General features: G+C 64.6%; 21 protein-coding genes and 2 pseudogenes. 16 read left to right on the top strand and 7 right to left on the bottom strand.

What is annotated here, in order from left to right:
• Positions 1-11 precede the first annotated feature (11 nt).
• The 3 genes from HU230_RS03675 to HU230_RS03665 all read right to left on the bottom strand — a co-directional run bounded on the left by HU230_RS03675 (position 12) and on the right by HU230_RS03665 (position 2,290).
• Positions 12-902: an aldose 1-epimerase family protein gene (locus tag HU230_RS03675; RefSeq protein WP_176532875.1), complete on the bottom strand. Its 891-nt coding sequence runs from the start codon at positions 900-902 to the stop codon at positions 12-14.
• Between the two features lie 108 nt (positions 903-1,010).
• A complete protein-coding gene (locus HU230_RS03670; protein ID WP_176532876.1) occupies positions 1,011-1,778 on the bottom strand; it encodes an enoyl-CoA hydratase-related protein in 768 nt (255 codons plus the stop codon).
• Positions 1,779-1,855: 77 nt separating this feature from the next.
• A complete protein-coding gene (locus HU230_RS03665) occupies positions 1,856-2,290 on the bottom strand; it encodes a MarR family winged helix-turn-helix transcriptional regulator (RefSeq protein WP_176532877.1) in 435 nt (144 codons plus the stop codon).
• A gap of 286 nt (positions 2,291-2,576) precedes the next feature.
• Here HU230_RS03665 and HU230_RS03660 point away from each other — a divergent pair, with 286 nt between their 5' ends.
• The 8 genes and pseudogenes from HU230_RS03660 (at position 2,577) to HU230_RS03625 (ending at position 11,046) form a co-directional block, all read left to right on the top strand.
• On the top strand, positions 2,577-3,467 hold the full coding sequence (locus HU230_RS03660) for a CHAD domain-containing protein (RefSeq protein WP_224942945.1): 891 nt from the start codon (positions 2,577-2,579) through the stop codon (positions 3,465-3,467).
• 169 nt (positions 3,468-3,636) lie between these two features.
• A complete protein-coding gene (locus HU230_RS03655) occupies positions 3,637-3,909 on the top strand; it encodes a helix-turn-helix domain-containing protein (protein ID WP_176532878.1) in 273 nt (90 codons plus the stop codon).
• A complete protein-coding gene (gene hyfB, locus HU230_RS03650) occupies positions 3,906-5,921 on the top strand; it encodes a hydrogenase 4 subunit B (protein WP_176532879.1) in 2,016 nt (671 codons plus the stop codon). The genes HU230_RS03655 and hyfB overlap by 4 nt, the downstream gene beginning before the upstream one ends.
• Entirely contained in the window at positions 5,912-6,868 is a 957-nt protein-coding gene (locus tag HU230_RS03645; protein WP_176532880.1) for a respiratory chain complex I subunit 1 family protein, read from the top strand. Before hyfB ends, HU230_RS03645 begins: the two co-directional genes overlap by 10 nt.
• On the top strand, positions 6,868-7,530 hold the full coding sequence (locus HU230_RS03640; RefSeq protein ID WP_173641441.1) for a hydrogenase-4 component E: 663 nt from the start codon (positions 6,868-6,870) through the stop codon (positions 7,528-7,530). The genes HU230_RS03645 and HU230_RS03640 overlap by 1 nt, the downstream gene beginning before the upstream one ends.
• Positions 7,527-8,975 (top strand): hydrogenase 4 subunit F, encoded by a 1,449-nt coding sequence (locus tag HU230_RS03635; protein ID WP_176532881.1) that lies wholly within the window; start codon positions 7,527-7,529, stop codon positions 8,973-8,975. The genes HU230_RS03640 and HU230_RS03635 overlap by 4 nt, the downstream gene beginning before the upstream one ends.
• A gap of 18 nt (positions 8,976-8,993) precedes the next feature.
• Positions 8,994-10,502, top strand: a pseudogene (locus HU230_RS03630) (hydrogenase large subunit).
• Between the two features lie 12 nt (positions 10,503-10,514).
• A pseudogene (locus tag HU230_RS03625) lies at positions 10,515-11,046 on the top strand (NADH-quinone oxidoreductase subunit B family protein).
• A 154-nt stretch (positions 11,047-11,200) separates the two neighbouring features.
• On the opposite strand, the gene HU230_RS03620 reads toward HU230_RS03625, so the two are convergent.
• The gene (locus tag HU230_RS03620) at positions 11,201-12,211 is read right to left on the bottom strand and encodes a LacI family DNA-binding transcriptional regulator (protein WP_176532884.1); all 1,011 of its coding nucleotides are present in this window, start codon (positions 12,209-12,211) and stop codon (positions 11,201-11,203) included.
• 98 nt (positions 12,212-12,309) lie between these two features.
• Between HU230_RS03620 and HU230_RS03615 the strand changes: the two genes are divergently transcribed.
• From HU230_RS03615 to HU230_RS03600, 4 genes are all read left to right on the top strand, one after another.
• On the top strand, positions 12,310-13,182 hold the full coding sequence (locus HU230_RS03615; protein WP_176532885.1) for a phytanoyl-CoA dioxygenase family protein: 873 nt from the start codon (positions 12,310-12,312) through the stop codon (positions 13,180-13,182).
• Between the two features lie 113 nt (positions 13,183-13,295).
• Positions 13,296-14,642, top strand: a complete 1,347-nt coding sequence (locus HU230_RS03610; RefSeq protein ID WP_176532886.1) for an MFS transporter — start codon at positions 13,296-13,298, stop codon at positions 14,640-14,642.
• Positions 14,643-14,645: 3 nt separating this feature from the next.
• Complete coding sequence (locus HU230_RS03605; protein WP_176532887.1) at positions 14,646-15,506, top strand: sugar phosphate isomerase/epimerase family protein; 861 nt, start codon at positions 14,646-14,648, stop codon at positions 15,504-15,506.
• A gap of 109 nt (positions 15,507-15,615) precedes the next feature.
• Positions 15,616-17,073 (top strand): hypothetical protein, encoded by a 1,458-nt coding sequence (locus HU230_RS03600; protein WP_224942942.1) that lies wholly within the window; start codon positions 15,616-15,618, stop codon positions 17,071-17,073.
• 115 nt (positions 17,074-17,188) lie between these two features.
• Here HU230_RS03600 and HU230_RS03595 read toward each other — a convergent pair whose 3' ends face one another.
• Together HU230_RS03595 and HU230_RS03590 are read right to left on the bottom strand one after the other, a co-directional pair.
• A complete protein-coding gene (locus HU230_RS03595; RefSeq protein ID WP_176532889.1) occupies positions 17,189-18,040 on the bottom strand; it encodes a division plane positioning ATPase MipZ in 852 nt (283 codons plus the stop codon).
• A gap of 211 nt (positions 18,041-18,251) precedes the next feature.
• Positions 18,252-19,040: a crotonase/enoyl-CoA hydratase family protein gene (locus HU230_RS03590; RefSeq protein ID WP_176532890.1), complete on the bottom strand. Its 789-nt coding sequence runs from the start codon at positions 19,038-19,040 to the stop codon at positions 18,252-18,254.
• Between the two features lie 103 nt (positions 19,041-19,143).
• Here HU230_RS03590 and HU230_RS03585 point away from each other — a divergent pair, with 103 nt between their 5' ends.
• From HU230_RS03585 to HU230_RS03570, 4 genes are all read left to right on the top strand, one after another.
• Complete coding sequence (locus tag HU230_RS03585) at positions 19,144-19,713, top strand: TetR/AcrR family transcriptional regulator (protein ID WP_176532891.1); 570 nt, start codon at positions 19,144-19,146, stop codon at positions 19,711-19,713.
• Positions 19,714-19,750: 37 nt separating this feature from the next.
• The gene (locus HU230_RS03580; RefSeq protein WP_176532892.1) at positions 19,751-20,509 is read left to right on the top strand and encodes an SDR family NAD(P)-dependent oxidoreductase; all 759 of its coding nucleotides are present in this window, start codon (positions 19,751-19,753) and stop codon (positions 20,507-20,509) included.
• 112 nt (positions 20,510-20,621) lie between these two features.
• Entirely contained in the window at positions 20,622-21,545 is a 924-nt protein-coding gene (locus tag HU230_RS03575; RefSeq protein WP_176532893.1) for a glutathione S-transferase family protein, read from the top strand.
• A gap of 224 nt (positions 21,546-21,769) precedes the next feature.
• Entirely contained in the window at positions 21,770-22,804 is a 1,035-nt protein-coding gene (locus HU230_RS03570) for an LLM class flavin-dependent oxidoreductase (RefSeq protein WP_176532894.1), read from the top strand.
• A gap of 496 nt (positions 22,805-23,300) precedes the next feature.
• Here HU230_RS03570 and HU230_RS03565 read toward each other — a convergent pair whose 3' ends face one another.
• On the bottom strand, positions 23,301-24,875 hold the full coding sequence (locus tag HU230_RS03565; protein WP_176532895.1) for a porin: 1,575 nt from the start codon (positions 24,873-24,875) through the stop codon (positions 23,301-23,303).
• Positions 24,876-24,955: the final 80 nt, after the last annotated feature.

Genomic DNA, 24,955 nt, shown 5'->3' with positions numbered 1-24,955 from the left:
CTGACCTTCGATCAGCTCACGCGAATGCGATAGCCCAGCGACCGACGCGCGCCCGGCGCGATCTGCATCAAGCCGGGCTTGTCCGCGAACTCGCCGTCGAATTCCGCGGGGCTGGCAAAACCGTGCCACGGCTCGATGCAGAGGAACGGCGCGCCGCCGACCTTCGACCAGATACCGAGCTCGCGGAAGCCGCGCCACGACATCTCGATCGCAGGGCCTTGTGTGGCTGCTGCCGGGCCTAGTGTCGCCGTGAAGAGGATCGATGTACTTGCGACCTGATCGAAGACCATCGCGTCGTCATCGAACAGCTCCTCCGACAGTGCGAGCGTTCTGCCCTTGATCGGATTGGGTTCGGGCTGCGGCCGCATCAATCCATCCTTCAGCCGCCGGATCGGCGCAAGTTCAGTCTTGCCGAAGGTCAGCGTGTAAGCCTCCTTCGGCAGCCCCGGCACCAACGGCCAGTTGAAGGCGGGATGACCACCGAGTGAGGCCGGCAGCATCTCGTCGCCGGTGTTGATGATATCGAAGGCGACATCGAGATCGGTGCCATCAACGGTGTAAGTGACCTCGAGCCTGAACGCGAACGGATAGCGTGCCGGCGTTTCCGCATCGTCGGTCAGCGCGAGCTTGCAGGATCGCGGTCCCTGCTCCAGCCAGACAAAGCGGCGATCTCGCGCAAGGCCGTGCTGCGTCATCGGATAGGTCTTGCCATGGTGACGCAGCGTGTCGTTCTTCAACCGGCCGACGATCGGGAACAGGATCGGTGCATGGCGCGGCCATTGCGGTCCGGCCTGCCACAGCAACTCGGTTCCGTCGGCATTCCTGAGCGACGACAGTTCAGCGCCCTGTGCCTGAATTGTCGCGGCGATTCCATCGCCGCGCAGCGTGTGACTGTCGCTCATGCCTCGCCTCACCGGTTGCGCCATGCCCTGACACGAGATGTTCGATGCCGGCGAAGCCGTCAACCCCAAAGCGATGGGGCCGCCACGCGCGGGCGGCCCCAACTTGGCTTACCCGGCGATCTTGGAGAAATCAGGCTGCCGCCGCTCAGCAAAGGCGGCAAAGGCCTCGCGCGCCTCCGCGCTCATCAGCCGCTGCTGGAAGATTTCACCCTCGCGCGCCATTTGCGCGCTGATCCTGGCGGGATCTCGCATCAACGCCTTGGTGTGCTGGAGCGAGCCGAATGGCCGCTTTGCCAGTGCGTCCGCCGCCGCGCGGGCCTTGGCGCGAAGATCCGCAAGCGGCACCACGGCATTGGCAAGACCGATCGAGACCGCGGTCTCCGCCTCGACCGGCTCGCCGAGCGCGAACATCGCATAGGCGCGCGCATAGCCGATGCGCTGCGGCAGCAGATAGGTCGACGCCGCCTCCGGCACCAGCGCAAGATTGACGAACGGCGTGATCAGCCTCGCGGTCGGCGCGAGGTAAACCAGGTCGCAATGCAGCAGCATGGTGGTGCCGATGCCGACCGCATTGCCCTGCACCGCGGCAACCAGCGGCCGCGTCGCCTTGGCAAGACAGCTAAGGAAGCGCGTCACGTGACGCTCGCCCTGCACGCCGCGCGACACCGCCGCGAAATCGGCGAGATCATTGCCCGCGGTAAAGCTGTCGCCGTCGCCCTGCAACAGCACGGCGCGGATTGTAGAATCGCCTTCCGCACGTTCGAGCGCGTCGGCCATCGCGCCATACATCGCGTTGGTGATCGCGTTCTTCTTGTCCGGACGCGCCATCGTCACGGTGAGAACGCCACCGTCCAGCGCTACGACCACTTCACTCATGTCTCACTCCTGTTGCTTGCTTCGCGTTTGACGCGTTTTCTTGACGCGAACCGGTCCCCACTTCGCTTGAAAACGCGCTAGCCATCTTTGTCTTTCGGAAATTTCGCTTGCAGGCTGGTCAGCCAGCGCGACACCACGTCGATTTCGGCTTCCGAAAATCCGTCCATCAGGCGGTTGTTGATCACCCTGGTCCGCGTTGCGGCACGCTTGCCGAGTTCCTGCCCGGCCACGGTCAGATGGAGCCGCTGGCTGCGCCCGTCCTCACCGTCGCGCCGGCGCTTGACGAGGCCCGCACGCTCCATCCGGTCGGCGAGCCCGGACATCGCCGACGGCACGATGTCGACCGCCTGCGAGACGTCGCCGATCAGCGCGCCGTCATTGCGCCCGAGGAAGAACAGCACGCCCGCCTGCGCCGACGTCAAATCGTGCGCGGCCGTCTCCTGCTCGATGGCGCGCTGCAGCCGCCGATAGGCCACGGTCAGAAGGAAGATCAGCCGGTGTTCCGCTTTCATGCCGCTGTTATATATTTCGCGCACGAAATATCAAGATATTTCGTGCGCGAAATATCTTGATATATCCGTTTGCCTTTTTGCGGCGCCTCAATGCACCGTCATCCAAGGCCCGTAAAATATGTAAATGAGCCCTCTCAACCGCTTTGATTGCGACATTTTGATCGCGACGCCGGATCGCTGCACTGCGCTCCAGCAGAAAACCCTTGATCGACAACGACCAAACGGGAAATCTTCCTTCCGGGAGCCGCGGTTTGCATTGCGGCTCGGGCGGGGTCACGAGAGTGTCATGACGTCAGCGGCAAGTTCGGACAGGGACCGCGTTGTCCGCCCGAAGCGGCTACGCCATCTCAGCGAAGCCATGCGTTGTGAGACCGCGTTTCGCCTGATCCTGTCCGAATGCCTCGAGGAAGTCGCAACCAACCACGAGGCCCTGAGCTCCGGCGATCCGGCCGCGCTCCACCAGACCCGCATTGCACTGACGCGGCTGAAGGCGGCGATCGCCTTCTACGGCCCGATGGTGGCGGACACCGAATGGACGCGGCTGAAATCCGAGCTGAAATGGCTGAGCGCCTATCTCAGCGCAACGCGAGACCTCGACGTTGCGATCGACAACAGCAAAGGGCTGCCGGAAGAGCGCATGCTCCAGACAGCGCGAACCGATGCGTTCGAAGCCCTCAAGGAAGCCTTGCAGAGCGACCGTTACTGGCAATGGTTCGACGGCATGTGGGACTGGGTCGGCAGCGGCCCCTGGACCACGCGGCAGAACCGCCGTGCCGCGCAACGGCGAGCGGTGCCGGTGTCGGTGTTTCATGCGCGCCGGCTGGCGCGCTGGCATGGCAAGCTGTGCCAGAAGAGCCGCGGGCTGCAGGGCATGGGCAAGAACAAGCGCCACCGCGTTCGGCTCGCCAGCAAGCGGCTGCGCTACGCCATCGAGTTCTCGGAAGGCGGATTGCCCCCCGACGAATACGCGTCATGGCGGACCGTCCTGAAGCAGCTTCGGAAGGGGCAACAACTGCTCGGCGAATTGAATGACGACGAGGTCCGTCGCAAGCTGTTCGAAAGCGTCGATGCACGCGCCCACGAGCGCAAGGCCAAGCACCAGCGCGTGCACGAGCGGAAGCGCAAGAGCCGGCTGTTGCGCCGCGCCGCGGCGGTCTATCGAAAAATCTCCAGCTGAGCGCGCATCGGCGCACCTCGTCGGCGCGGATGCGGGCCCGAATTGATGGTTACGCTAGAATTGATGTATAAAACATCATTTATTGGACTTGTCGCATCACTACTTGATGTATATAAATGACATCCAAATAGACCAAATAGACCCGCCCCTCAATCGACGGCTTCGATCGATGATCACCGCGGCGCAGCTACGGGCTGCCAGAGCCTTGCTTGGCATCGACCAAAGGCAGCTCGCCGAGCTGTCCGGACTTTCGGTGCCGACCATCCAACGTATGGAGGCGAGCGAGGGCACCATTCGAGGCAATGTCGACTCGCTCATGAAACTGATCGACGCGCTCGGCACCGCCGGCGTCGAGGTGATCAGCGAGGGCGCGGTCAGCAGCGGCGGCGGCCGCGGGGTAAGATTAAAGGCCGGGTCAGGCTCGCCGAAGGTGCAGACATGATCGCGGCGGTCACCCAGCAGATCTGGTGTGTGGCCGCGCTGCTGGGGACGACCGCTCTCGCGATCGCAACGAGCCGATCGCGCCGATCGACAGCCATCATCTACGGCGCGACCTTCGTAATTTCGACGATCGCACTGGCCGGCGCGCTCCGCTCGCTGATCGCCCATACCAGTGCGACGGAGCTGACGTTGCCGGTCGGCCTGCCCTGGCTAGGCTCGCATTTCCGCCTCGATGCGCTCGCCGCATTCTTTCTCGCCGTGGTCAACCTCGGCGGTGCGGCTGCAAGTCTGTATGGGCTCGGCTACGGCAGCCACGAATCCGCGCCGGCGCGGGTCCTTCCCTTCTTTCCGGCATTCCTGGCCGGAATGAACCTCGTTGTGCTGGCCGACGATGCGTTCACCTACCTCTTGTGCTGGGAATTCATGTCGCTTGCGTCCTGGGCGCTCGTGATGGCGCACCACCGCGAAGCGGACAATGCACGAGCGGGCTACGTCTATCTCGTCATGGCAAGCTTCGGAACGCTGGCTTTGTTGCTCGCTTTCGGCCTGCTGTCGGGAGCTGGCGGCAGCTACAGTTTTGCGGCCATCCGCAGCGCCCAGCACACGCCTTCCGAAGCCGCGCTGGTGCTCTCGCTGATGCTGCTCGGCGGCGGGTCGAAAGCCGGCCTGGTCCCGTTGCACGTATGGCTGCCGCTGGCCCATCCCGCAGCACCGAGCCATGTCTCGGCGCTGATGAGCGGCGTGATGACGAAGGTCGCGATCTACGGATTCATACGGGTCATGTTCGATCTGCTCGGGCCGCCCAGCTGGTCGGCGGGTGTCGTCGTTCTCATCCTCGGCGGTGCGACCGCCGTGATGGGGATCCTCTATGCGCTGATGGAGAAGGACCTCAAGCGCCTGCTCGCCTACAGCACGATCGAGAACATCGGCGTCATCTTCGCAAGTCTCGGCCTTGCGCTGGCATTTCAGGCCAACGGCCTCGGCCTGGCCGCGGCGCTCGCCTTCACAGCCGCGCTGTTTCACGTGCTCAACCATTCGTTCTTCAAGAGCCTGCTGTTCTTCGGAGCCGGCGCCGTGCTGACGTCGACCGGCGAACGCGACATGGAGAAGCTGGGCGGCCTGATCCACCGCATGCCGCTCACCAGCTTCGTCTTTCTCGTCGGCTGTGTCGCGATCTCGGCGCTTCCGCCGTTCAACGGGTTCGTCTCCGAATGGCTGATGTTTCAGGCCGTCCTGCAGAGCCCCGATCTGCCGCAATGGCTACTGAAGATCATGGTGCCCGCGGTCGGCGCCTTGCTGGCGCTGGCGGCGGCGCTCGCCGCCGCATGCTTCGTCAAGGCCTTCGGAATCACGTTCCTCGGCCGCGCGCGGAGCCCGGCCGCGCAAGCCGCCGGCGAAGTCGATCGCTATTCGCTTGCCGCGATGTTCAGCCTCGCCCTGCTCTGCTTCCTCGCCGGCGTTCTGCCGGGCGTTGTGATCGACGCGCTCTCGCCCGTCGCGCAGGCCATGATCGGCCACCGGATGCCGGTTCAGGCGAACGACCCCTGGCTCTCGATCGTGCCGATCGAGGAGAGCCGCAGTTCCTACAACGGATTGCTCGTCTTTGCTTTCATCACGGCCGCGGCGTCGCTTGCGGTGTATTTCATCCATCGCTTCGCGTCGCGCGCGATCCGGCGCGGACCGGCCTGGGGTTGTGGCTTCACCGATCCGACACCGGCGGCGCAGTATTCCGGGGCGAGCTTCGTCCAGCCGATCCGCCGGGTGTTCGGCACGTTGGTTTTCCAGGCCCGCGAGCATGTCGACATGCCTGCGCCGGGCGAACTGCGGCCGGCCCGCTTCAGGGTCGATATGCGCGATCTGGTCTGGGAGCGGCTGTACACGCCGGTGACTGAAGTTGTTTGGTTTCTCGCCGATCGGCTGAACCAGCTCCAGTTCCTGACCATCCGCCGCTACCTCAGTCTGGTCTTCGCAACCCTCATCACATTGCTGCTGGCGCTCGCAATATGGTCGTGATCTCGGACATCCTCGTTCAGTTCGGCCAGATGACGCTGGTGCTGCTGCTCGCGCCGCTCCTGACCGGCGTCGTGCGCAAGGTCAAGGCCCGCCTGTTGCGCCGGAAAGGTGCGTCGATCTTCCAGCCCTATCGCGATCTGCTGCGGCTGCTTCGCAAGGAGGTCGTGCTCGCCGAAAACGCGTCCTGGCTGTTCCGTGTCACGCCCTATGTGACGTTCGCGGCCATCTGGGTCGCGGCGGCGCTGGTCCCGACATTTGCGACCGGCCTCGAATTCAACTGGAGCGCCGACCTGATCGCGATCGTCGCCCTGCTCGGCAGCGCGCGCTTCTTCCTCGCGCTGGCCGGCATGGACGTCGGCACCAGTTTCGGCGGCATCGGCTCCAGCCGCGAGGTGATGATCGCTGCATTGGCCGAGCCCGCCATGCTGCTGATGGTGTTCTGCGTCGCGCTCATTGCCGGCTCCACCCAGCTGTCGACGGTCGCGACCTTCATGGCGTCGTCCGAAGTGGGACTGCGCGTCTCGCTCGGCATGGCGATGATTGCCCTCATCATGGTGGCGCTTGCCGAAAACGCGCGCATCCCGGTCGACAACCCGGCGACGCATCTGGAGCTGACCATGGTGCACGAGGCGATGATCCTCGAGTATTCCGGGCGTCATCTTGCCATGATCGAGTTCGGCGCCTTTCTCAAGCTGCTGCTGTACATCTCCCTGATCATCTGCGTGTTCTTCCCGTGGCAGATCACCACCGAAGGCGCAGGTCCGCTGTCCTATCTGGTGAGCGTCGCCGCCTACATCGTCAAGCTTGCGATCGCAGCCTTCCTCCTTGCCGTGTTCGAGACCGCGACGGCGAAGGTACGGGTCTTCCGTGTCCCCGAGTTCCTCGGCGCCGCGCTGATGCTCGGGCTGCTCGGCACGCTGCTTCGATTCGTGTCACGGAGCTTCTGATGCACAACCTCGCCTTCGACATCGCCCATCTGCTCGCCGGCGGGCTCGTGCTGATCAGCTTCATGATGCTGTACCAGGACCGCCTGTATGCGCTGCTGAACATCTTCGCGCTTCACGCAGTGGTACTCGCGCTTTCGGTCGCCTGGCAGGCGTTCGTCCAGAACGCACCGCATCTCTATGTGACGGCGATGATCGCGCTGGTCTTCAAGGCGATCATCATCCCGGTGGCGCTGCACCGGATCGTCAAGCAACTCGGGATTCATCGCGATATCGAGACCGCGGTGGGTATCGGCCTGACCATGCTGGCGGGCATGGGGCTCGTCGCCCTCTCCATGGTGCTGATGCTCCGGGTGACCGGCGCGGCCGATCCGCTGGCGAGGGAAGACCTCGCCTTCGCGCTGTCGGTGGTGCTGCTAGGATTGCTTGTCATGGTGACGCGGCGCAACGCCGTCAGCCAGGTCGTCGGCTTCATGTCGCTGGAGAACGGCCTGGTGCTGGCCGCGACCGGCGCCAAGGGTATGCCGCTCGTCGTGGAGATCAGCGTCGCGTTTTCGATCCTGATCGCATTCATCGTCATCGGCGTGTTCCTGTTCCGGATTCGGGAACGGTTCGACACCGTCGACGTCGGTGCGCTCGATGAATTCAGGGGAGAGCGTCGATGACTGCGGCATCGGATGCCGTCGCCTGGGTTCTGCTGATACCGATCTGTGCCGCGACGGTGCTTGCGGTGCTGCCCGGCTACCGGCTGACCGCAGGGCTCAATATCCTGGCCAGTCTCGGCACCTTGCTGGCCGCACTTTCGCTGCTCGTCATCGAGCGCCCGCAGCCCGGCCACTACCTGCTGATCGACGATCTCAACATCGTCTTCATCGTGCTCAACACCTTCGTGGGATTCACGACCAGCGTGTTCAGCGCGAGCTATATCGCCCACGAACTCGAGACCGGGCGGCTGACGCCGGGCTATCTGCGATTCTACCATGCCATGTATCAGGTCATGATGTTCGGCATGAATCTCGCATTCGTGTCGAACAATATCGGCCTGATGTGGGTCGCAGTCGAGATCGCCACGCTGACCACCGTGCTGATGGTCGGCATCTACCGGACCCATGCGGCGCTGGAGGCCGCCTGGAAGTATTTCATCCTCGGCAGCGTCGGTATCGCGCTCGCACTGTTCGGCACGATCCTGGTGTACATGGCGGCGCGGCCGGTCATCGGCGAGGGCCAGGACGCCATGGTGTGGACGGTGTTGATCAGCCGCGCCGCAACCTTCGATCCGGCATTGCTCAACGTCGCCTTCATCTTCCTGCTGCTCGGATACGGCACCAAGGTTGGCCTGGCACCGCTGCACGCCTGGCTTCCGGATGCCCATGCCGAGGGCCCGACCCCGATCTCCGCCGTGCTCTCCGGCCTCTTGCTCAACGTTGCGCTCTACGCTGTGCTCCGCTTCAAGATCCTGCTCGCCGCCAATCCGGATGCGATATCGCCGGGCCCGCTGATGGTGACCATGGGGCTGACCTCGCTGCTGTTCGCAGCCTTCATGCTTTACCGCCGCCGCGACATCAAACGGCTGTTCGCCTATTCTTCGATCGAGCACATGGGCATCATCGTGTTTGCGTTCGGGATGGGTGGCCCGCTCGCCAACTTTGCCGGCCTCCTGCACATGGTGATGCACAGCCTCACCAAGTCGGGGATCTTCTACGCCGTCGGCCACATCGCACAGGTGAAGGGCACGCAGCGGATCGCCAACATTCGCGGCCTGACTGAAACTCATCCGGCGCTCGGCTGGAGTCTCGTGATCGGCGTGGTCGCGATCGCCGGCCTGCCGCCGCTCGGCATCTTCATGAGCGAATTTCTGATCGTCAGCTCCACCTTTGCACGCCAGCCGCTGCTCGCCATTCCGCTGGTTTTCGGCCTGCTGCTCGCCTTCGGCGCGCTGATCCTGCGCCTGACCAGCCTTGCGTTCGGCGAGCCGCGCGGCAATGCCGCTCCGGCGGATGCGTCCTATTTGCCGATGTTCGCGCATTTCGCGCTGGTGCTGACTGCGGGCATCTACCTTCCGGGACCGCTGGTTGTCTGGTTCCAGCACGTCGCCAACCTCCTGGGCTAGGGCGAGGGAGAACGGGATATGCCGAAATTGATCGATCTGATCCAGGCGGGCCGCAAGGTCGAACGGCACCATCCATGGCCGCGCGCATTGGTGGACGACGATGTCTGGCGCTCAGCCGCCAGCGCGCTCGCCGATGGCGACTTGAGCCTGCTCGGGCTATGGGGCGAAGCATCGTGCGTGCATATGGCGATCCTCGACGACCACACCTCCGATATCGGCGTGATCAGCCTGGATTGTCCCGATCGCCAATTCCCGTCGGTCGCGGCCTATCATCCTCCGGCGCTTCGATTGGAGCGCACCGTCCACGACCTGTTCGGGCTTCAGGCCGCGGGCACGCCGGATCCCCGTCCCTGGCTCGATCATGGTCGATGGCAAATGCGTTTCCCGCTCGGCGAACGTCTCGATGCGTCACCGGTTGCGGCGCCTTATCAATTCCTTCCGGCCGAAGGGGACAGCCTGCATCAGATTCCGGTCGGCCCCGTGCATGCCGGCATCATCGAGCCCGGACATTTCCGCTTTACGGCGAGCGGCGAGACCGTGGTCCGCCTGGAGCAGCGGCTCGGCTACACCCATAAGGGCATCGAAGGGCTGATGGCGGGGAGCACCGTCGAGCAGGCCGCGCGGCTCGCCGGCCGGGTCTCCGGCGACAGTACGGTCGCCTATGGACTGGCATTCGCGCAAGCCGTCGAGGCCGCGCAGCAGATTGCCGTGCCGCCCCGCGCGCTCTTGCTGCGTGCGCTGATGGCCGAGCTCGAGCGACTGGCCAATCACCTCGGTGACATCGGAGCGATCTGCAACGACGCGTCATTTGCGCTGATGCAGGCACATTGCGCCGTGCTGCGCGAGTGCGTGCTGCGCGCTGCCGACGCTGCATTCGGCCACCGCCTGATGCGCGACCTTGTCGTTCCCGGCGGCGTCGCGCGCGACATCGCCAGCGACGGACCCAACGCAATCCGGGCCGCGCTCGACCAGATCCGCCGGCATTTCCCTGCGCTGGTCGAGCTCTACGACAACACCGCCTCGTTGCAGGATCGCACCGTCACCACCGGCATCGTTACCCCGGCGCTCGCCGGCAATTCGCAGCCGGTGGGTATGTCGGGCGCGCAAGCGGCCGCAACCATGACGCCCGACGCAGGCCCGGCTATCTCCCCTATGATGGTCTGCGTTTCGAAGTCCCCGTTCTCAGCGATGGCGACGTCAATGCCCGCGTCTGGATCCGGATCCGGGAGGTCGAGCAGAGCCTTGCGCTGGCGGACCAGATCCTCATCGGCCTCGAGGCCGGCCCGTCAGAGTGTCGCTGCAAGGTGCGACCGAAGCCTCCGAAGGCATGGCGGTGGTTGAAGGCTTCCGGGGCGACATTCTGGCCTGGCTACGCCTCAACGGAGATCGGATCGAGCGATGTCATCTGCGCGATCCGTCGTGGTTTCAGTGGCCCTGCTCGAGGCAGCTATCGAAGGCAACATCGTGGCGGACTTCCCACTCTGCAACAAGTCGTTCAACTGCTCCTATTCGGGCCACGACCTCTGAGGACCGCAGGCGATGCGCAAACTTTTGTTCCAGGGCCTGTTTCGCCAGCCATTGACCGAGCAAGCGCCGCGTCCGGACGACGCTGCGCTCGCGGAGCTCGGGCCATGGTCGGCCGCACCGCAAGACGACGCCTCGGCCGCAGCCTCTCGATCCGCGAGGTCGATGCGGGCTCGTGCAACGGATGCGAGCTGGAAATTCACGCGCTCAGCAATGCGTATTACGATGTCGAACGGTTTGGAATCCGGTTCGTCGCCTCACCGCGTCATGCCGATGTTCTGCTCGTTACAGGCCCCGTCACCAGGAACATGCGCGAAGCGCTGGAGCGCACCTACGATGCGACCCGGATCCCAAATGGGTCGTCGCCGTAGGCGATTGCGCCAGGGATGGCGGATGTTTTGCCGGCAGCTATGCGGTGGTTGGCGGGGTCTCGGCGGTTGTCCCTGTCGATCTCCATATTCCAGGTTGCCCTCCTTCGCCGATGGCCATTCTGCGTGGCCTCATCGGCTTGCTCGAGGCTGTGGACGCCGACGTCGCGGCAAAATGAGAGCATGCAGAGAGACGCGTTAGCGACCTGCGCCTGCCCGGTGGCGGCGATTGCTAAAGCATGATCCGGAAAAGTGCGAAGCGGTTTTCCGAAAAGATCATGCTCAAACAAGGAGCTAAAGCGCGATGACGATTCAACCTGATCTCATCGCGCTTTAGCCGCTGTCGCGCAGCACCAGCTCGAAGCCGAGATCGATGCGGCGCTCGCCGCCGCGCTCCAGCATCAGCGTCGCCGCGGTGCGGCCGATCGCATCGCCATGCACGCTGATCGTGCTCAGCGTCGGCGAGATCAGCTGGCCCATTTCGAGATCGCCGAGGCCGATCACGGCAACCGGCTGGGCCGATGCAGGCCCGTCGCGCAGCAGGCCGGCCTTGCGCAGCCCCGACATGAAGCCGATCGCATGCGCATCGTTGGCGGCGAACACCGCATCGACATCGGGCAGGCGCGCATGCGCCGCCACGCTGCCGGAGTCCTTGCGGTCGAGGATCAGCCGGCGCGGCTCGGATAGACCGCTCGCCAGCGCCTCGTCCCTGAAGCCGAACCAGCGCCGCGTGCCGCGCGGATCATCGCCGCCGATGAAGGCGAGCTGCTTGCGCCCTTGCGCAACCAGATGCTTCGCGACAGCGACACCCGCCTTGTAATTGTCGAAGCCCGCGACCGCATCGATCGGGTTTGCCGGCAGATCCCAGGTCTCGACGATCGGAATCCGTGCATTGCGCAGCAGGCGGCTGCCCTCCTCGGTCGCCGGCGAGCCGACCATGATGATCGCCTCCGGCCGACGCGACAGCAGCGCTGCCAGCACGCGGTCCTCGCGCACCGCGTCGTAGCGCGACTGCGCCAGGATCACGGAGAAGCCGAGCGGCTCAAGCTTGTCGGACAGGCCTTGCACCGTGTCGGCGAAGATCGAGTTGGCGATGGTCGGCACCAGCACGCCGACCGAATTGGTCCGTGCGCTCGCCAGCGCGCCTGCCACCAGGTTCGGGACGTAGCCGAGGTCGCGCATCGCCCGCTCGACCCGCGCCCGGGTCTCGGGGGCGACGAGGTCAGGCATCCGCACCACCCGGCTTACCGTGATCGAGGAAACGCCGGCGCGCTTGGCCACCTCTGAGAGGGTGGGCGCGGTACCGGACGGGCCGGTTCCGGGTTCGGTCAGGTCGGAGCTCATGAGCCGGACCCTGCACGATTCCGGGTTGCCAAGCCATTATGTTATCGCTAGCATCGCGCCATGTTAGCGCTAACATAGAACAAAATGGGAGAAACGGCATGATTTCAGACGAGCAGGTCCAAGCCTACAAGCGCGACGGCGTGATCGTGGTCCCCGAGGTGCTGAACCAGGAGACGCTGGGCAAGGTTCGCACGGTGCTCGCCGAGCTGGTGGCCGGCGCCGCCGCCGTGAGCGAGCACACCGACGTCTACGACCTCGAGCCGGGCCATACGCCGGAGACCCCGCGCGTCCGCCGCATCAAGGCGCCGCACAAGGTGCACCCGATCTTCGACGAGATCGTCCGCAGCCCCGCCGTGATCTCGATCCTGACCAGGCTGATTGGTCCCGGCCTTCGCCTGCACGGCTCAAAACTCAACATGAAGTCGGCGCAATACGGCTCGCCCGTCGAGTGGCATCAGGACTGGGCGTTCTATCCGCACACCAATGACGACATCCTCGCGATCGGCGTGCTGCTTGACGACTGCGATATCGAGAACGGCCCGATGCTGGTGACGCCGGGATCACACACCGGCAGCACGATGTGGGATCATCACGGCGAGGACGGCTGCTTCGCCGGCCTGATCGATCCAGACCAGATTCAGGACGACATCAAGCGCGCGGTCCCCTGTATGGGCAAGGCCGGCAGCATGTCGTTCCACCACGTGCGCGCGCTGCACGGCTCGGCGACCAACACATCAAACCGGCCGCGCAACCTCTTGCTCTATGAAGTGGCCGCCAGCGACGCCTGGCCACTGATGGGCGTGAAGGACTTCGACGAATTCAACAGCCGCCTGCTGGCAGGTCCGCCGGTGGTCACACCGCGGTTGACCGACGTGCCGGTGCGGATGCCGTTGCCGCCGGCCAAACGGCAGGGATCGATCTACGAGACCCAGTCGGCGGCGAAGAAGTCCTACTTCACGCGCGCCGCCTGAGACTGACGACAGTGCCCGCGGCAAGCCGCGGGCATTGCTGCGTTCGCGCGCACAATCCGGAACCACGAGATCGTGCTCGACCAAAACGACCATAAAAAACAACGGGGAAACGAATGACCGAGATGGCAAGAGATGGCGCTCGCACATCGCGCCTGCGTGTGATCCTGGCCGCAAGCATCGGCTCCGCGCTCGAATGGTACGACTTCTTCCTGTACGGCACCGCGGCCGCGCTGGTGTTCGGCGAGCTGTTCTTTCCAAAGAGCGATCCGGTGGTCGGCACGCTGCTGTCGTTCCTGACTTTCGGCGTCGGCTTCGTGGTGCGGCCGTTCGGCGGCCTGCTGTTCGGCATCCTCGGCGATCGCTATGGCCGCAAGCCGGTGCTGGTCGCAACGCTGCTGATGATCGGCATCGGCACCACCGCGATCGGCTTCCTGCCGACGTATGCGCAGATCGGCGTCTGGGCGCCGATCCTTCTGGTCGCGATGCGCGTCATCCAGGGTCTCGGTGCCGGTGCCGAGTATGGCGGCGCGGTGATCTACCTCGTGGAGAACGCGCCGCCGAAGCATCGCGGCTTCTGGGGCGGCTTCGCGCCGCTCGGTGTCTCCGTCGGCAATCTGCTCGCCGCCGCCGCCTTCGCGCTGGTGACGATGCTGCCGCGTGAGGACCTGATGAGCTGGGGTTGGCGCCTGCCCTTCCTGGCAAGCTTCCTCCTGATCGTCGTCGGCATCTTCGTCCGCATGCGGATCACCGAGACGCCGGTCTATACCCAGGCGGTGGTCGCGCGCGGCAAGGTCGAGAGCAATCCGGCGATGGAGGCGTTGCGCCGGCACCCGCGCAACTTCTTCGTCGTGCTCGGCGCCCGGATGGCCGAGAACGGGCTCGGCTATTTCTTCCCGGTGTTCGGTCTGAGCTACGTCATCACCACGCTGGGCGTGCCGAAAGCGGAGGCGCTCAGTGCGCTGATGCTGGCCTTCGCGATCGAGCTGTTTGCGATCCTCGGCTTTGCGGCGTTGTCGGACCGGATCGGACGGCGGCCGGTCTACATGTTCGGCGCGCTGGCCGGCGTGGCGCTTTCCTTCCCGTTCTTCTGGATGGTCGGCACCAAGGAGTGGATCATGATCGCGCTCGCCTTCATCCTGGCGCGCGCCGTGGTGACGGCGGCGATGTTCGGACCGCAGGCGGCGTATTTCGCGGAACTGTTCCCGCCGCAGCGCCGCTTCGCCGGCTTTGCCTTCGCCCGCGAGCTCGGCTCGCTGCTGTCGGGCGGCCCGGCGCCGTTCGTCGCCACCGCGCTGGTAGCGGCCTACGGCACCTGGTGGCCGGTCGCCTGCTACGCGATGTTCCTGTCCGCCTGCACGGTGGTTGCGATCTGGATCGGGCCGGAGACCTATCAGGAGAACATCGCCGAGGACGCGAGCGAGCAGGCCGAGCTGCCCGCGGCGATCCCCGCGCGGGCCTGATCGGTGGCGCAGCAACTGCGCGTCCTGCAGTCGCTCTGGGCGATGGAGCGACGGCTGGCGGACGAGGGCGAATGGCCGCTGCAAACCCAGCTCGTAATGATCCGCGATGCCGGGTTTGACGGCGCCGGCGTGCGCTTCATCGATCCTGCCTTCGCGCGCGAAGGAACGAGCTTCCTTCGCGCGCATGGCATGATCTGGCAGGCGCAATGCTATCCGAAGGGCGTCGACGACCTGAGGCCGGTGCTCGAGCTGGTCGCCGAGCTCGGCGCCGATCACGTCAACCTGCAGCCGGACATCCGGCCGCGCCGGCTGTCCGATTGCATTCCCCTTCTCGACGGCTGGCGGCGCCTGGCCGCGGAGGCCGGCGTCGCCGTGCATGTCGAGACCCATCGCGACCGCATGACGACCGACCTGTTCTTCATGCTCGATCTGCTCGACCGCTTTCCCGATCTGCGGCTGACTGCCGATCTCTCTCACTATCTGGTCGGCCGCGAATTCGCCTGGCCGGTCGACGACGTCAATCATGCGATGATCCATCGCATCCTCGACAATGCCTGGGGCATCCACGGCCGCATCGCGAGCCGCGAGCAGGTGCAGATCCCGCTCGGCTTTCCGCAGCACCAGGGCTGGGTGTCGCTGTTCATGGACTGGTGGGACTACGGCATCCGCTCCTGGCGGAAGCGCGCCGGGCCCGATGCGACCCTGACCTTCCTGTGCGAGCTCGGCCCCCCACCCTATGCCATCACCGGACCCGACGGCAGGGAATTGTCCGATCGCTGGCAGGACGCGCTGGTCATGAAGGATATGATCCGCGCGCTATGGGATCGCATCGCGAACGAGCCGCACGGCACACCATCGAGTTGATCCAGAGCAGCTGCAGCGGCATGCTACGGCGCAGCGCCACTCAGAACGCCGCGAAGCCCTTATGCGCGACCATCCGGTCCTTCCTCCTCGACGCCTCGCATGCGTCGTTGTGCTGGCCATTGCGGCCTTTGCCGAAGCGAAGGCCGCCGCGGCAGAGCTGACGCTTGATGTCGCAGCCATGTCGCGGGTCGCGGCCATCGACCCGCGCTTCCAGTCCTACAACATCGAGATGGTCGAGGTGACCGGCGGACGGTTCTGGAAGCCCTATGCCGCCGCACGGCCGGGTGCGAAGCCGGAACGGTTCGCGGCGCGGACGCCGATCAATCTGTACGATGGCAGGCTACGCAAGCTCGCCACGGCACTCGCTCCCGCCTACCTTCGTGTGAGCGGAACCTGGGCCAACAGCACGTTCTTTGCGGATTCCGACGCGCCACCGGCTGCAGCGCCGGCCGGCTTTAAGGGTGTGCTGACGCGACAGCGGTGGCGGGACGTGATCGACTTCTCGCATGCCGTCGACGCTCCCATTGTCATGTCCTTTGCGATCAGCGCCGGCACGCGTGACGCTGGGCGGCGATGGACCTCTGAACAGGCCCGGCAGCTTCTCGGCTTCACGAAATCGACCGGCGGTCAAATCGCCGCAGCCGAATTCATGAACGAGCCCGATCTGCCGGCCATCGGCGGCGCCCCAGAGCACTACGATGCCGCAGCTTACGGCCGCGATTTTGCAACGTTCCGCGCATTCATGAAGGACGCCGCCCCTGACGTGACGATCCTCGGCCCAGGCACGATCGGCACCGGCGCGGATACAAAAGCCCTCTTTGCGGTTTCAGCGGCGGGCATCGACGCGGTCTCCTACCATCATTATGGCGCGCTCTCGGCGCGATGCTCCGGCGATCGCACGGCACAGCAGGCATTGTCGGACCAATGGCTGGCACGAACCGGCAAGACACTCGCCTTCTACCGGGCGCTGCGCGACCGGCTTGCACCGGACAAGCCGATCTGGCTGACCGAGACCGCGGAGACCGCATGCGGCGGCAATCGCTGGGCCGCGACCTTCACCGATACGTTCCGCTATCTCGATCAGCTCGGGCGGCTCGCCAAGGCGGGCGTTCAGGTGGTGATGCACAACACGCTTGCCGCGAGCGACTACGGGCTGCTCGACGAGCGAACCCATCTGCCGCGGCCGAACTACTGGGCCGCGCTGCTATGGCGACGCCTCATGGGAACCACCGTGCTCGATGCCGGCGTCGGCGAGCAACCCGGTCTTCACGTCTATGCACATTGCGCGCGTGACCTGCCAGACGGAATAACCCTGCTCGTCATCAACAATGATCGGCGGACGCGGCGCAAGCTGACGCTGCCAGCGGCATCGCAACGCTACACATTGGCGAGCGAAAAACCTGTCGGCGGCAATGTTCAGCTCAATGGCAGCACGCTTGTGCTTGGGCCTTCCGACCAGATGCCCGCCCTGAATGGCGAGCCGGCCCCGGCGGGAGCGATCGCCTTCGCTCCCGCAACGATCACGTTCCTGACCGTTGCCAATGCGGGCAACGCCAACTGCCGCTAGAGCGCGATGAGATTAGATTGAATCGTCATCGCGCATTAGCTCTTTGTTTGAGCATGATCTTTTCGGAAAACCGCTACGCACTTTTCCGGATCATGCTTTAGCGATCCAACCTCGCCTACGCCGCGTCGCGGCTGACGTCGGCGGATTCCGCCGGGCGCGACACCAGATGACCCAGCATGATCGCGGTCATCAATCGCTCCATCTCAAGCCATGCGGTGACATGCGACATGGTCGGCCGGCCGCCGAGCGCGAGCTGATTGACATCGTCGACCGCGGTCAATCCGCGCGGATAGAACTCGCGGAAGATCACGCGCTCGGCCAGGCCATCGACCAGGCGGAAATTCAGCGTCTTCGATAGCTCGTTGAGGGCTTCGCCGACCAGCCGCTTGTTGCGGGAACCGATCGTCGAGAGGCGATTGCGCAGCACCACCCACTCGAATGCCGGCTGATCATGTGCGCTGCGCTGGCGCCGCGCTTCCTCCACCATCTTCGAATAGTGGCTGATGCCGGTCACCTTGAAGTCGTTCGGATCGATGGTGCCGAGCACGTCGAAGTCGAGGAAACTGTCGTTCAGCGGCGTGATCAGCGTGTTCGCCAGCGAATGCGTGAACGTCGTCAGATAGGTGTCGTGACCGGGGCAGTCGATGACGACAAAATCGTGCGACCGGCTGAGCCGCTCGACGATCTCGGCAAGCGCGCTGCGGCCGAGCGTCTCGACCTCACTGCTTCCGCCGCTGATTGTCTCGAAGCACATATGCGCGGGGATACCGAGATCCAGCGAGGTTTCCCGCGCCCAGTCCCGCCGGTTGTCGACGTAGTGCGTCAGCGACTTCTGCTTATTGTCGAGATCGATGGTGGCGACACGCTGACCCGCCTTGATCAGCGCGATGGCGACGTGCATGGCAATTGTCGACTTGCCCGAGCCGCCCTTGTTATTTCCGACAACTATTACTCGTGCGTTTGTCATGGGAATCCATACCTGACGCTTGAGTGAAAGCAGGACGAAATTGAATGTAATGAATGGATTCGAATCTCCCTGATTCGACGAATCTCGACAAGAGTCGTCGCACGATCGCTGTGATCGAAATTGATGCGGCTGCGACAACATTGTCACAACCGCAATTCGAGCACGTATCGTGAACGCAGCGAGCGCCGCTGAGACCAGCTTCCCCGGGGGACTAGCGTCCCTGGAACACCGCGGCGCGGCGCTCGACGAACGACTTGATGCCCTCGGCCGCATCTGCGGTGTTGAGCACGCGCTCGCGGATCTGCGGGATGATCGCAATTGCCGCCTGCTCGCCGGCTTCGATGAACTTGCGGCCCGCCTCTTTCGTCACCTGGATTCCGAGCGGCGCGTTGCGTGCGATGATCTCCGCAAGCGCCATCGCGCGTTCGATCTGCTGACCGGCCGGCACGACTTCCTGCACGAGGCCGATCCGATGCGCTTCCGCGGCACTGAACTCGTCGCACAGCAAGAGGTGATACATCGCATCACCCCACCCGGCGCGGCTGATATAGCGGAAATGCGCGCCGGCCAGCGGCGCGATGCCGCGCTTGGCTTCCATCTGGCAGAACCGGCTGTCGTCCGCAGCAACGACGATATCGCCGGCCAGCATCATCTCGATGCCGACGGTGAACACGATGCCCTGCACCGCCGTGATGATCGGCTTCCGGCACCGCTGCGACAGTCCAAAGGGATCGACGTTGCCCTCCGGCAGCGGCTTGCGGCTTGCCGTCGGACCAAAGAATTTCGGCATGTCGAGACCCGCGGTGAAACTGCCGCCGGCGGCACACAGCACGCCAACCCAGAGAGCGTCGTCATTGTCGAGCAGCGTCAGCGCGTCGGACAGCTCAGCCATCATCTCCGGACTGAAGGCGTTCTTCTTCGCCGGATTGTCGATGACGATCTTCAGGATGTGATCATGCCGCTCGTGGCGGACCCGCCCTTCGCTCGCGCTGCCGGACATCTGTTCCTCCCTGCATTGTGACTGATAATTTCTGAATGATGGTTGTCATCCAGATGCATGATGGTCATAATCCAGATGGAGAGTCAAACAGGGGCTATGCGAAATGGGTCATTCCCAGGCCGACAAGGCCAGGAGTCGTGAGCGCATTCTGAACGAGGCTGCGACGCAGATCCGCGACAAGGGGCTCGACGCGCTCAGCATCGGAAGCCTGATGCAGCAGGTGAAGCTGACCCATGGCGGCTTCTATGGCCACTTCGCCTCGCGTTCCGACCTGATCGCCGCGGCGCTGGAACAGGCGCTGACCTTGGGCGAGGCGTCGGCGCGCGCATCGCGCGATCCCGACAAGCCGGTCAGCGTCAACTCCCTGGTGCGAAGCTATCTCAGCCGCAGCCATCGCGACCAGCCGAAGTCGGGCTGTGCGATCGGCGCGCTGATCTCGGATGTCGGCCGTGCCGACGAGCAATGCCGCGCGGTGATGGAACCGCACATCGAAGCCTTCATCGCCAAGGTCGCCGAGACGCTCGGCGACGATGGCGACAGCGGCGCAATCGTCGCGGTGAGCGCGATGGTCGGCGCACTCGCGATCTCGCGCGTCATCACCGATCCGAAGCGGTCCGACGCCATTCTGCGCACGGTGCGCGATGCCATCGTCGCGATGGCGTCCGACCAATGATTTCGCCCGCGCCGCGGGCAGCTTGATGGAGTGAGCCATGAACGACCGATCCGGCCTCGAGCCGACCGCCGTGCAGGGAAGCGTGCTGATTGCCGGCGTCGGCGCATCCAATGGCCTCGGCGCCGCGATTGCGCGCCGGTTTGCGGCCGGCGGCTATCCCGTCGCGATCGCCGGGCGCAACGCCGAGAAGCTCGCCGCGACGGCGGCCGAACTCGCAGCAACCGGCGCCAAAGTCACCCATGTCGTCGGCGATGCCTCAAAAGCCACGGATGTTGCCCGCTTCGTCGAGGCTGCCGGGAAGCTCGCGCCGCTGGCGATGGCCGTGCACAATGCAGGCTCCAACCGGCCGGCGCCGTTCCTGAAGGTCACCGAGCAGCGCTTCGAGGAGCACTGGCGCGAACACGCGCTCGGCGGATTCCAGCTCGCGCAAGCCGCGATCCCTGCCCTGCTTGCGCGCGGCGGCGGCACGCTGGTGTTCACCGGCGCCAGCGGCTCGTTGCGCGGCAAGGCCAACTACTCGCCATTCGCCTCCGCCAAGGCCGCGCTGCGCGCGCTGGCGCAGAGCGTGGCGCGGGAATTCGGGCCGCAGCGCATTCATGTCGGCCATGTCGTGGTCGATGGCGGCATCGAGGGCGATCGCCTGCTGAGCGCACGTCCGCAATTGAAGGACGACCGCGGGCCGGACGGGCTGCTCAACATCGCAGCCATCGCGGATGCCTATTGGGTGCTGCATCACCAGCATCGCAGCGCATGGACGCTGGAGCTCGACCTGCGGCCATGGGCGGAGCCGTTCTGACGGCACCGCGCCGTCGTCGTTCTCCAGAGGAAATGGGTTGCGATCCGCCGCAATCTTGTCAGGCTGTACGACAAGGTCCGAGGAGATCGCACCGCTATCCCGGGAGAAGGCCATGTCGCAGCCCATGCCGATCCTGCATCATTTCGATCAATCGCCGTTCTCCGAGAAAATCCGCGTCATCTTCGGATTCAAGAAGCTCGCCTGGAACTCGGTACGGATTTCCCGGATCATGCCGCGGCCGGATTTGATGCCGATGACCGGCGGCTATCGCCGTACGCCGACGATGCAGATCGGCGCGGACATCTACTGTGACACCCAGGTCATCATCCGCGAGCTGGAGCGGCGCTACCCGACGCCCACGCTGTTTCCCGCGGGCAATGCCGGGATGCCCTGGGCGCTCGGCATGTGGACCGACCGGCCGTTCTTCCAGAACACGGTCACCCTCGCGTTCGGCTTCATCGGCGACAAGGTCCCGCAGGATTTCATCGAGGATCGCGAGAAGCTGCGCGGCGCCAAGTTCGACGTCGCCGCCATGGCCGCGGCGCTGCCGCAGATGCGCGACCAGTTCCGCGCCAATGTCGACTGGATCGAGGCGCAACTCGGTGACGGCCGACAGTGGCTGTTTGGCGAGTTCAGCCTCGCCGACGTCAGCGCCTACATGAACGTGTGGTACGCACGGCAGAGCGTCGCCACGATCGACGAGATCGTGAAGCCCTTGCCGCGCACTGCGGCTTGGGAGGAGCGCGTCCGCGCGATTGGCCACGACGCGCGCACGGAGATGTCGTCAGCCGACGCGCTCGAGGTCGCGGCGAAGTCGCGGCCGGAGTCGCCTGTTTTCGGCGATCCTTTGGATCCGAACGGTCGCAAGCCCGGTGACATCGTCAGCGTGATGCCGGATGACTACGGCAAGATCCCGGTCCGCGGCGAGATCGTCTCGCTGTCGGCACAGCACATCGCGATCCGCCGCTCCGACGAACGCACAGGCGAGGTCGTGGTGCATTTCCCGCGGGCCGGCTTCCTGGTCATGCCGGGCTGATCGCCGCAGCCTCGGCCGCAGGCCGGATACAGGCGACCTGGAAACGCTGCGTTTCGCGGCGTGACCTTGCCGGCCGGCGAACAGGCAATACCTCCACTGGATCTCCAACCGAAGGCTCCACAGCGCAGGCTTGCGGACATCTCCGCAGCAATACGACCTTTCGGCCTGCGTGCGATGGGTGGCCCGTGGCGGATGCTCCGCCACGCCGACAACTGGACTGATTGATGACGACCTCTCTCGAATTCGGGCTCGACACGTTCGGCGACGTCACCAAGGACGCTGCCGGCGCGCCGCTGCCCCACGCCCAGGTGATCCGCAACGTCGTCGACGAGGCGGTGCTGGCCGATCAGCTCGGGATCGATTTCATCGGGCTCGGCGAGCACCACAGGGCCGACTTTGCGATCTCCTCCCCCGAGACCGTGCTGGCGGCGATCGCCGCGCGCACCCGGAACATCCGCCTCGGCTCGGCAGTGACCGTGCTGAGCTCGGACGATCCGATCCGCGTCTTCCAGCGCTTCGCAACCGTCGACGCGGTCTCGAACGGCCGCGCCGAGGCGATCCTCGGCCGCGGTTCGTTCACCGAGTCGTTCCCGTTGTTCGGCTTCGACCTCAGGCAATACAACGAGCTGTTCGAGGAGAAGCTCGACCTGTTCGTCGAGCTCCTGAAGCAGGAGCCGGTGAGCTGGGAAGGCAAGCTGCGGCCGCCGCTCAAGGGTCAGTCGGTCTATCCGCCGGTCGAGCACGGCCGGCTGAAGACCTGGATCGGCGTCGGCGGCAGCCCCGAATCGGTGGTGCGCGCGGCGCATTATGACCTGCCGCTGATGCTCGCGATCATTGGCGGCGATCCCAAGCGCTTTGCGCCCTATGTCGACCTGCACCAGCGGGCCTACCAGCAGTTCGGCCGGACGCCGAAGCCGATGGGCGTGCATTCGCCGGGCTACGTTGCCGAGACCGACGCGCAAGCTCGGGAAGAGCTGTGGCCGGACTACAAGGTCATGCGCGACCGGATCGGCAAGGAGCGCGGCTGGCCGCCGATGGGCCGCGACGAGTTCGTGGCTGAGGCCGAACACGGCTCGCTCTATGTCGGCGCGCCGGAAACCGTCGCCCGCAAGATCGCGGCGACCGTGAAGGCGCTCGGCGCGGCGCGCTTCCAGCTGAAATACTCGGCTGGCCCGCTGCCGCATGAGAAGCTGATGAAGAGCATCGAGCTCTATGGCCGCAAGGTGGTGCCGATGGTGCGCGACATGCTCGCCGCCTGATCGGCGGGGGCGATCCCACCAAAGCAAAACCCCCGGCGTTTTGGCGCCGGGGGCAAATTACAGATAGACCATGAGAAGCTCGGCTGCCCGGGACAATCGGATCAGTCCCAATCTTGGCTCAGAGATCGGGCCTTGCGGCGTGATACGTGAACGGGTCCGCCGCCCATCCTCGGCCGTGCCGCTCCAGCCAGCCGGCTGCCACCAACTTTCGACACGTTGGATTGACGCGCTGTATGGAGCCTCCCTCGCCGAAGATGCGCTCGGCAATCTGGCGTTCGGTAAGGCCTGGTTGCTCGCGAATGAGGCGAATTATTTGTTGAGCTACCGTCATCGGTCGCCAAACGATCCATCGGTGGGCGGCTACGCATTAATGAACAGAATATGACATCGTACGAAAAAATGGCGCTCTTGTGAGAGCTGCTGCGTGAATGGACAAAGCAAAACCCCCGGTGTTTCCACCGGGGGCTCTGTTAGATCACAGTCAGGTCAACCGGTATTACCAGTTGCGCTGAGCGCGAAGCAGGAGGAGCAGAGTGTTCTGGTCCTTCAGCTCGTAGAGAGCTGCGGGCTTGCCGATAGGAGTGCTGGGTGCCACGACCGTGCCTGCGTTCTTCTGATCCAGGTGGGTGTAGGTCAGGTCTGCCGTGAAGGTCAGGTTCTTGACGGGGGTCCACTGGGTCTGCGTACCGATCTGCGCGATGTTGTAGTCGGGGTTGCAGGTGGTCATAGCAGCTCCGCTGCCCGCAGGAGCAAGTGCGCTCCGGATCGAGCCACCGACGCCGCCAACGCCACAGACGAGAGTCTTGGCCGTGTCGTTGTACATAACAGCGGCATAAGCACCGTAGATCGAGGTGTTCCAGTAGGGGTTCCAGTTGTGCACGTATGCACCGCGGAAGCCCCAGGTCTGAATCAGCTGCTGTTGTGTTCCGGTTGCGAACACCGAGTCGGGCGCAATGCCGAACCCTACGCTCTGATAGGCGCCAGCCAGATTGGTGCCACCATAAATGGTATTCGCACCAGCCGAACCAGCGAGGTCCTGGATGTTGTAGCGGGTCGCACCGTCCGTATACACACCCTGCATGTTGATGGTGTCGCCCGGTCCGGTCGGGATGTTCTTGATCGACAAGGCCAACTGACCAGCCCAGCCCCACCTGTCGTCCGGATGACCGGTCAACTCAGTGCCGCCGTAATAGGCCGCATGGTTGTCATGCGCCGCGAACGAAGCCTGGAACAGTCCCCAAGCCTGGTCGACACGCAGCATCGCGACGAAGTCCGGAGAAATCGTGCCGGCATAGTCGCTGGCGCCGAAGGGACCGGTAGCACCGATAGCGGCGCCAATCGGGCTAAGGGCGCCAAGATTGGCCACACCAGCCTGATAGTAGGCCGACTGGTCCTGAGCCGACAGAGACAGCGACACGCCGTTGCCGAACTGAGCGGTGTAGGTGAACTGGTTCACGCCAGTGATCGTACCGCCGCCGCCGACGAGACCATCGTAGTTGTTGCCCGGGTAGTTGGCCCACGGAGCCGAGAACTGCGAGACCGCCTTACCCATGGTGAAGCCGGCGAACTGGATGAAGGCGTAGTAGACGCCAACCGTGCCACCTGCCACAGCGCCGGAGTTGGCGTTGTTCGGAGCCGAAGCGGTGCCGATCGCCGAGTAGACGGTCGAGCCGTTGCCCTGGCCAGCGTAGGTGTCCGACGTCCAAGAGAACGTCGCATCGAAGAAGGTGCGGACGACGCCGTATTCGGTCGCGGTGCGCGTATCGATGTTGAGGTCTTCACGCGAACGCCAGGTGTAGCCGTTGGTGAACCGGTTGTTCGCCCCGCCAGCGCCCGAGGTGTTGCCGGTGTTGTCCGAGTTGGTGTTCACCAGAACGTCTGCGCGCAGATAGCCGCCCAGCTTGATACAGGTATCGGTGCCCGGGATGTAGTAGAAACCGGGACCATACAGGGAGCAAACCTTCACGTACTCGACCGCTTTGGCCTTGACGGGAAGATCGGCCGCCTGAGCTCCGCCGACCGCGACGAGAGCCGCCGCCGAGCCGAGGATAAGGCTCTTAACCATCTTCATGTTAAACCTCCAAGTTGCTCTATCTCAGGGAAGGTTCCGGATCCGCCGGGTAAAACACCCTCAGGTTGGTTCCCTTTGTC

The organism is Bradyrhizobium quebecense (assembly GCF_013373795.3).
In the GTDB taxonomy this organism is placed as follows: Bacteria; Pseudomonadota; Alphaproteobacteria; order Rhizobiales; family Xanthobacteraceae; genus Bradyrhizobium; species Bradyrhizobium quebecense.
This window is presented reverse-complemented; position numbering and strand designations above follow the sequence as displayed.

What these genes read in the sequence shown, in the direction of transcription:
- HU230_RS03675 (WP_176532875.1), bottom strand. Translation starts at nt 902, where the DNA reads ATGAGCGACAGTCACACGCTGCGCGGCGATGGAATCGCCGCGACAATT.
- HU230_RS03670 (WP_176532876.1), bottom strand. Translation starts at nt 1,778, where the DNA reads ATGAGTGAAGTGGTCGTAGCGCTGGACGGTGGCGTTCTCACCGTGACG.
- HU230_RS03665 (WP_176532877.1), bottom strand. Translation starts at nt 2,290, where the DNA reads ATGAAAGCGGAACACCGGCTGATCTTCCTTCTGACCGTGGCCTATCGG.
- HU230_RS03660 (WP_224942945.1), top strand. Translation starts at nt 2,577, where the DNA reads ATGACGTCAGCGGCAAGTTCGGACAGGGACCGCGTTGTCCGCCCGAAG.
- HU230_RS03655 (WP_176532878.1), top strand. Translation starts at nt 3,637, where the DNA reads ATGATCACCGCGGCGCAGCTACGGGCTGCCAGAGCCTTGCTTGGCATC.
- hyfB (WP_176532879.1), top strand. Translation starts at nt 3,906, where the DNA reads ATGATCGCGGCGGTCACCCAGCAGATCTGGTGTGTGGCCGCGCTGCTG.
- HU230_RS03645 (WP_176532880.1), top strand. Translation starts at nt 5,912, where the DNA reads ATGGTCGTGATCTCGGACATCCTCGTTCAGTTCGGCCAGATGACGCTG.
- HU230_RS03640 (WP_173641441.1), top strand. Translation starts at nt 6,868, where the DNA reads ATGCACAACCTCGCCTTCGACATCGCCCATCTGCTCGCCGGCGGGCTC.
- HU230_RS03635 (WP_176532881.1), top strand. Translation starts at nt 7,527, where the DNA reads ATGACTGCGGCATCGGATGCCGTCGCCTGGGTTCTGCTGATACCGATC.
- HU230_RS03620 (WP_176532884.1), bottom strand. Translation starts at nt 12,211, where the DNA reads ATGAGCTCCGACCTGACCGAACCCGGAACCGGCCCGTCCGGTACCGCG.
- HU230_RS03615 (WP_176532885.1), top strand. Translation starts at nt 12,310, where the DNA reads ATGATTTCAGACGAGCAGGTCCAAGCCTACAAGCGCGACGGCGTGATC.
- HU230_RS03610 (WP_176532886.1), top strand. Translation starts at nt 13,296, where the DNA reads ATGACCGAGATGGCAAGAGATGGCGCTCGCACATCGCGCCTGCGTGTG.
- HU230_RS03595 (WP_176532889.1), bottom strand. Translation starts at nt 18,040, where the DNA reads ATGACAAACGCACGAGTAATAGTTGTCGGAAATAACAAGGGCGGCTCG.
- HU230_RS03590 (WP_176532890.1), bottom strand. Translation starts at nt 19,040, where the DNA reads ATGTCCGGCAGCGCGAGCGAAGGGCGGGTCCGCCACGAGCGGCATGAT.
- HU230_RS03585 (WP_176532891.1), top strand. Translation starts at nt 19,144, where the DNA reads ATGGGTCATTCCCAGGCCGACAAGGCCAGGAGTCGTGAGCGCATTCTG.
- HU230_RS03580 (WP_176532892.1), top strand. Translation starts at nt 19,751, where the DNA reads ATGAACGACCGATCCGGCCTCGAGCCGACCGCCGTGCAGGGAAGCGTG.
- HU230_RS03575 (WP_176532893.1), top strand. Translation starts at nt 20,622, where the DNA reads ATGTCGCAGCCCATGCCGATCCTGCATCATTTCGATCAATCGCCGTTC.
- HU230_RS03570 (WP_176532894.1), top strand. Translation starts at nt 21,770, where the DNA reads ATGACGACCTCTCTCGAATTCGGGCTCGACACGTTCGGCGACGTCACC.
- HU230_RS03565 (WP_176532895.1), bottom strand. Translation starts at nt 24,875, where the DNA reads ATGAAGATGGTTAAGAGCCTTATCCTCGGCTCGGCGGCGGCTCTCGTC.